The sequence below is a fragment of the Bradyrhizobium sp. 141 genome (genome assembly GCF_023074055.1).
GTDB lineage: Bacteria > Pseudomonadota > Alphaproteobacteria > Rhizobiales > Xanthobacteraceae > Bradyrhizobium.
In genome coordinates, this window is sequence record NZ_JADPKR010000018.1 from 96,308 (window position 1) to 103,620 (window position 7,313).

Sequence of the window (7,313 nt, forward strand, 5' to 3'; positions counted from 1 at the left end):
GAGGGGACGCCCGGTTGCTCGACAAGCTTGAACTGCTGCTGGCGCTGGCGAAGGAGCGTCATTTTGGACGCGCGGCGGAGGTCTGCGGCGTGACACAGCCGACGATGTCGACCGGGCTCAAGCAGCTCGAGGAGATCCTCGGCGTGATGCTGGTCCAGCGCGGGTCCCGTTTCCAGGGCTTTACGCCGGAAGGCGAGCGGGCGCTGGACTGGGCGCGGCGGATCGTGGGCGATGCCCGCGCGATGCGTGACGAGATCAACGGGCTGAAGCACCATCTCTCCGGCGAGATCCGTATCGCGGCGATCCCGACCGTGCTCGGCATGGTCGCCGCGCTGACGACGCCGTTCCGCGCCCGGCATCCCGAGGTGCGCTTCCGGATCCAGTCCACCACCTCGTCCGAGGTGCTGGGGCTGCTCGAGAATCTCGAGGTCGATGCGGGGCTGACCTATATCGAGAACGAGCCGATCGGCAAGGTGCGGACCATTCCGCTCTACAATGAGAGCTATCGTCTTCTGACCGCGCCGGACGCGATGTTCGGTGACCGCGAGACGGTGACCTGGACGGAGGTCGGGCAGGTCCCGCTATGCCTGCTGACGCCCGACATGCAGAACCGCCGCATCATCGACCGCGCGCTACGCTCGGTCGGCGCCGAGGCGACGCCGACGCTGACCTCGAACTCGCTGTTGGTGCTGTTCACGCATGTGAAGACGGGGCGCTGGGCGAGCGTGATGCCGGCCAAGCTTGCCGAGACGCTCGGTCTTTCCGACACGGTGCGCTCGATCCCGATCGTCGATCCCGACGTCAACTACAGCATCGGCATGGTCATCCCGCAGCGCGATCCGATGACGCCGCTGATCGCAGCCCTGGTCAATGTCGCGCGCGAAGTAGCGCCGACGCTGCAATTGTAGGGATCAGGCCGCGGCCGATATCCCGGACGCCGCCTTGATCGCGTCGCGCGGCAGGGTCACGCGCACGACGGTGCCGACCTCCAGCTTGGAGCGCAGCCGCATCGAGCCGCCGTGGAGCTGCGCCAGCGAGCGGGCGATCGCGAGGCCGAGGCCCGAGCCGTGGTAGGTCTTGGTCAGCTGGCTCTCCACCTGCTCGAACGGGCGGCCGAGCCGTGTCAGCGAATGCGGCGCGATGCCGATGCCGGTGTCGGCGATCATCAGCACGATCCTGTCGTCGAGCTGCCGGCTGCGCACCACGATGCGTCCGCCGTCGGGGGTGAACTTCACGGCGTTGGAGAGCAGATTGACGATGATCTGCTTGGTGGCGCGGCGGTCGGCGACGACGGAGATGGATTTTGCGATGTCGGCGTCGAGTGTCAGGTGCTTGTCCTGGGCGCGGCCGGTGACGACCCGCAGGGATTCCGCCAGCGTCTGCGCCAGGTCGAGCTCTTCCATGTCGAGCTTCATGCGGCCGGCCTCGATCTTGGACATGTCGAGGATGTCGTTGATGACCTCGAGCAGGTAGTGTCCGCTGGTCAGGATGTCCTGGCAGTATTCCTGGTACTTTTCGCTGCCGAGCTCGCCGAACATGCCCGAGCCCATGATCTCGGAGAAGCCGATGATAGCGTTCAGCGGCGTGCGCAGCTCGTGGCTCATATTGGCGAGGAATTTCGACTTGGTCTGGTTGGCTTCCTCGGCGCGGGTCTTCTCGCGCTGGTACTTCTCGGCGAGATCGGCGAGCTCGACCGCCTGGCGCTCCAGCGCGGCTTGCGAACGCTTCAGGTCGATGACGGTGGCCCGCAGGCGCAGATCGTTGTCGACCAGCTTCTGCTCGTGCTCCTTGATGCGGGTGATGTCGGTGCCGACCGAGACGTAGCCGCCGTCCTTGGTGCGGCGCTCGCTGATGTGCAGCCAGCTGCCGTCGTCGAGCTGCGCCTCGAAGGTGCGCGCGCCGGGGCCTTGGCTCGCGGTCTCGTTGTGGCGGGTGCGCACCTCCGGCATGCGGCCGACCTCGAGCACGGTCTCGTAGGAGGTGCCCGGAATGACGGCGCTGTCGGGCAGCTTGTGCAGGCGCTGGAAGTGCGAGTTGCAGAGCACCAGGCGGTCGCTCGCATCCCACAGCACGAAGGCTTCCGGAATGGTCTCGATGGCGTCGCGCAGGCGGAGATCGGCTTCCACGGTCCTCTCCGCGAGGCTCTTCTGCTCGGTGATGTCGACGGCGATCCCGATCAGGTGCACGCTGGAATCGGTAGCCCCGCGCGTCTTTTCGCAGCGGACGCGGAGCCAGATCCAGTGGCCGTCGACATGCTGCATGCGGAAGGTCTGGTCGATGTGGTCGATCTTCTCGGAGATGAGCTGGTCGGCGATCTCGAACAGGTCGATGTCGTCGGACTTCACCAGCGCGTTGACCTCGCCGAAGGTGAGGAGCTCGTGGCGGCCGTCGAGGCCGAGCATCGAGAACATCGATTGCGACCAGAAGATCCGGCCGCGCGACAGGTCCCAGTCCCACAGTCCGCAGCGGCCGCGGTTGAGCGCGGTGTCGATGCGGCCGCGCACGGCGTCGTTAATGAGGTCGCCCTCGCGGGCGCGGGTCGACTGCCAGTGGAAGGCGAAGCCGAGGATCAGGACGACGAAGCCTGTGGTCGCCGACAGCGTCACCGAGAGCGCGGCGTCCGAGCCCCAGATCGGCTCGTTGCGCTCCTGGATCACGGTGACGAAGCCGGGCATCGACTTGATCTGCCGCGAGGTCGCCATTGCCGCGTTGCCGCTCGGCAGCGTCATGTCGGAGATGTTGCCGTCGCGCGTGGGCGCCGCGAGCAATTGCGCCGTCGTGATCGCATCGAGCAGGCGGTCGTTGCCTGAGGGGGCGTTGTCGATCGGGATGCGCGCGAGGACGCGGCGGTCGATGCCGGCCGAGGTGACGATGACGTGCCGGCCCGAGGCCGTGCCCCAGGTCGGGATCAGATCGGGCAGCAGCGTCGGCAGGCTCTCGATGTTCTTGAGCCGCTCCTGCCGCACCGAGGTGAGGCGGTCGATGCGTTCGGAGAGCAGATCGGCGAGCGCCGAGATGTCGTGGCGGATCACCAGCCGCTTCTGACGCGTCTGATCGACGACCTGCACGAACGCGCCGAGGCAGATCGTGATCAGGAATGCGATGATGAGCGTCGGCACGGCGCGACGAAGCGCCGGCTCTGCGATCAAGAGCCGATGATAGGCAGGTTTCGCGATCGATTGCGCCAATCCTTTGATCGAATCGGATTGGACGCACGCGTTCGCGGCGTCTGCACGCGACATGCCTTCGGCCCCCTGAAAACCAGCTTGCAACTGAAGTCCGGAAGCAGCCCCACATCGCTTCCGAATCACAGCGATTTGAATCCAGTTTTCGCGGGCTGTCGAGAGTCAACGAATCGTTAACGCGAAATTATTCTTATCCAACGGGCAGTTTGCGCGTCGTGCGCCCGCAAACTCACGGGCGCGAGGAGTCCGAAACGAGAACGTGTGACTCCTCGCACGTTCTTCGTCTCGTGCGCCTCGTCATGCGCGCGGCGGCTCGGCGTGACTGATCACGCGCTTCACGCTCGGGAACGCGCGCCGCAGCGCGCGCTCGATCGCGTCGACATGCTCGTGCACCTTGATCACGCTCATCGACGGTGTGGCGCGGCAGTGGAAGTTGACGATCTCGCCGGCATCGGTGTTGCGGACGCGGACATTATGGATGTCGTGGATCTCGCCGCCGGCGGCATATTCCGTCAGCGCGGCGGCGATCGTCCGCACCCGTTCCGGCGTGGCATCGACCCCGAACGGCAGTTCCGGTTCCAATGGCTCGATATGAACGTCGACCTCGACGTCCTCGCCGAACTCCTCCTGGATGTTGCGCTCCAGCGTGTTGGCGACGTCATGGGCGGCGTCGAGCTGCATCCCGGCGTCGACCTCGAGGTCGATGCTGACGATCAGCTTGGCGCCGAGATCGTGCACCGTGACGTGGTGGATGGCGAGCCCGGAATTGCGCGCGATCACCATGATGCGGTCGCGCACGGTCTCGTTGTCGCGCGCGACGGGCACCGCGGCGAAAGTGAGGTCGGCATCGCCGAACGCCTTGGTGACGGCGGTCTGCGCGTTGCGCTTGATGTCCTCGACCCGGTCGATCGGATAGGTCCGCGGCACCTTGGCGATGGTGTCGATGAATGTGGTCGCCCCGACCATGCGCACCCGCAGCCGCTCGACGTCGATCACGCCGGGCACGCTCCGGATCGCGGCCGTGGCCTTTTCCTGCGCACCCTCCGGGGCGCGGTCGACCAGCGTCTGCACCGTCGAGCCGGCCATGCGCAGCCCGAGCAGGGCGATCATCACGGCGACCGCGGCGGCCGCGGCGGCATCGCCCCACCAGAAGCCGAGGGCGGAGAGGATCAGACCCGCGATGACGGCGAATGAGCCCATGACGTCGGAAGCGAAATGCAGCGCATCGGCCGCGAGCGCCTGGCTCCGTGTCTCGCGCGCGGCGCGGTGCAGGGCGCGGGCGCGCCAGAGATTGACGACGATGTCGATCACCAGCACCACGAAGGGCACGGCCGAAATGGTCGGCGGCGAGGTCCCCTCGCGCAGCCGGCTGTAGGCTTCGACCAGGATGCCGCCGGCGAGCACGTAGAGCAGGGCGGTGACGCCCAGCGCCGAGACGCTCTCCAGCTTGCCGTGGCCGTAATGGTGCTCATCGTCCGCCGGCTTGTCGGACACCCGCACCACCGCCCAGGTGATGATGGTCGCGACCAGGTCGATCGAGGAGTGCAGGGCCTCGGAGATCAGCGCGAGCGAGCCGATCGCGATCCCGACCGCGAATTTGGCCGCCGCCATGCCGCCGCTGGCGAAGATCGAGATCGCGGCGACCGAAGTCTTGTTGTGCTGGGAGGTCATGGCGGGGGATTTAGCAGGGCGTGGGTGAACATCAAGCGCGATCCACAGCTGTAGTCGCTAGTGAGTTGCAGGAGCGAAGCAATTGCGAATGCTTCCGAATTGAGCGGCCGCGTGCGCCAGTCTCGTAGGGTGGGCAAAGCGCAGCGTGCCCACGATCTGTATCCATCACTGACGAAAGGTGGGCACGGCACTAACGCGCCTTTGCCCACCCTACGGGACCGCCGCTTTGGCGCCTCATACCGTCACCACGATCTTCCCCAGATGCTTGTTCGCCTCCATGTGCTCGAACGCCTTGTCGATGTCGTCGAACGCGAACACCTTGTCGATCGGCAGCTGCAGTTTTCGCGACTCCACCGCGCCCCAGATGTCCTTGCGGACCTCCTCGAAGATCTCGCGGACCTCCTCGATGGTGCGGGTGCGGAAGGTGACGCCGACATAGTCGATGCGGCGGGCCGCATGCAGGTCGAAGTTGAAATCGGCATGGGTGCCGCCGAGCCGGCCGACATTGACGATGCGGCCCTTCACCCTGGTCGCGGCGAGGTTCTGATTGGCGACCTTGCCCGAGACCTGATCGACGATGAGGTCGACGCCTTCTCCGTTCGTCGCCGTCAGGACCTCGTCAATCCATTTCGGATCAGAGCTATCGACCGCGAGGTCGGCGCCATACTCCTTCAGCCGGCCGCGGCGGGTGGCGTCGGTCGACGAGCCGATCACGAGGCTTGCGCCTTTAAGCCTGGCGATCTGCATCGCCATCAGCCCGACGCCGGAGCTGGCGCCCTGGATCAGCACGCTCTGGCCCGGCTGCACGCCGCCGACGGTGACGACGGCGTTGTGCATGGTCGCGAGCGCGACGGGCAGGGTGGCCGCCTCCTCGAAATTCATGTTCGACGGCGCGCGGAACAGCCGGCCGTGATCGGCCAGTGTGTATTCGGCAAACGCCGCGCCGCCCGAGCCCATGATGCGGTCGCCGATCTTGACGCCCTTGGCATCCGGCCCGAGCTCGGCGACCTCGCCGGCCCATTCCATGCCCAGCACGGTGCCGGCGCCCCCGGCCGCGCCATGGGCGTGGCCTTTGCGCATGCCGGTGTCGGCCCGGTTGAGCCCGCAGGCGCGGACCTTGACCAGCACCTGCGTGCCTTTCGGCTTTGGTTGAGCGACGTCGGAAATCCGAGCGCCTTCAGGGCCGTAGACGTAAGCCTTCATGGATTGCTCTCGCTTCTTGCAGTGATTATTCCGCGGCTTCGCGCTGCGGCTGAACGATCATGCCCTCCAGCCGGCTGCGGATGATGGCTTCGGCCTCGCGCACGATGCGGGAGACGAGCTCGGCGCAGGTCGGGATGTCCTGGATCAGACCCTGCACCTGGCCGGCCGACCAGATGCCCTCGTCGGAATTGCCTGTCGCGTAGACCATCTTGCCGCGGGCCCCTGCGACGAGCTCGCGGATGTCCTCGAACTTGGCGCCTTCCTTCTCCATCGCGACCACCTTGGTCGAGATCTCGTTCCTGGCGACGCGCGAGGTGTTGCGCATGGTGCGGAAGATCAGCTCGGTCTCGCGCTCGTCATTGGCGACGATCTTCTCCTTGATGAGCTGATGGATCGGGCTTTCCCTGGTGGCCATGAAGCGCGTGCCCATGTTGATGCCGTCGGCACCCAGCGCCAGCGCAGCGACGAGGCCGCGGGCATCGGCGAAGCCGCCCGAGGCGATCATCGGGATCTTGATCTTGTTGGCGGCGGCCGGGATCAGGATCAGGCCGGGCGTGTCGTCCTCGCCGGGGTGGCCGGCGCATTCGAAGCCGTCGATCGAGATGGCGTCGACGCCCATGCGCTCGGCCGAGAGCGCGTGGCGCACGCTGGTGCATTTGTGCACGACCTTGACGCCGTGCTTCCTGAACTCGTCGACATGCTCCTGCGGCTTGTTGCCGGCGGTCTCGACCACCTTGATGCCGCTCTCGATGATGGCGGCGCGATACTCGGCGTAAGGCGGCGGCTTGATCGCGGGCAGGATGGTGAGGTTGACGCCGAACGGCTTGTCGGTGAGGTCGCGGCAGCGCGCGATTTCCTTCCTGAGGTCCTCCGGCGTCGGCTGGGTCAGCGCGGTGATGAAGCCGAGCGCGCCGGCATTGGCGACGGCCGCGACCAGATCGGCGCGGCCGACCCATTGCATGCCGCCCTGGACGATCGGGTGCTCGACGCCGACGAGCTTGGTGAACCGTGTCTGCAACATGATGTGTTTCCCCCGCCTCTCGTGGCGCTCTGTTATCGGTTGATGGCGGCAGGATGCCGCCGGGGCCGGGAAATGTCTATTGGATCGGCTTGCGGTGGGGGCGGGAAGTAATAGCGATATTGTTACACTCGACCCTGTTCTAGCCTTGCTATTCTTGCGAGTCCGCAATCGTCCAGCCGAGCAGGACGTGATGACTGAGTGAATGCATACGCCCAAACCCGGCAAGCTTAGTT

At 66.2% G+C, this 7,313-nt stretch carries 5 protein-coding genes; 1 reads left to right on the forward strand and 4 read right to left on the reverse strand.

Translation table 11 applies throughout. The features are described 5' to 3' along the window. Positions 1–14 precede the first annotated feature (14 nt). Positions 15–908, forward strand: coding sequence for a LysR family transcriptional regulator (locus IVA81_RS06465; RefSeq protein WP_247313922.1), 894 nt, complete (start codon positions 15–17; stop codon positions 906–908). Between the two features lie 3 nt (positions 909–911). Here the strand turns inward: IVA81_RS06465 and IVA81_RS06470 are convergent, their stop codons facing one another. From IVA81_RS06470 to IVA81_RS06485, 4 genes are all read right to left on the reverse strand, one after another. After that, complete coding sequence (locus IVA81_RS06470) at positions 912–3,242, reverse strand: PAS domain-containing sensor histidine kinase (RefSeq protein ID WP_247313923.1); 2,331 nt, start codon at positions 3,240–3,242, stop codon at positions 912–914. Positions 3,243–3,482: 240 nt separating this feature from the next. After that, positions 3,483–4,856: a cation-efflux pump gene (locus IVA81_RS06475; protein WP_247313924.1), complete on the reverse strand. Its 1,374-nt coding sequence runs from the start codon at positions 4,854–4,856 to the stop codon at positions 3,483–3,485. Between the two features lie 234 nt (positions 4,857–5,090). Then, the gene (locus IVA81_RS06480) at positions 5,091–6,059 is read right to left on the reverse strand and encodes a zinc-binding dehydrogenase (RefSeq protein ID WP_247313925.1); all 969 of its coding nucleotides are present in this window, start codon (positions 6,057–6,059) and stop codon (positions 5,091–5,093) included. A gap of 25 nt (positions 6,060–6,084) precedes the next feature. After that, positions 6,085–7,080: a nitronate monooxygenase family protein gene (locus IVA81_RS06485; RefSeq protein ID WP_247313926.1), complete on the reverse strand. Its 996-nt coding sequence runs from the start codon at positions 7,078–7,080 to the stop codon at positions 6,085–6,087. Positions 7,081–7,313 lie beyond the last annotated feature (233 nt).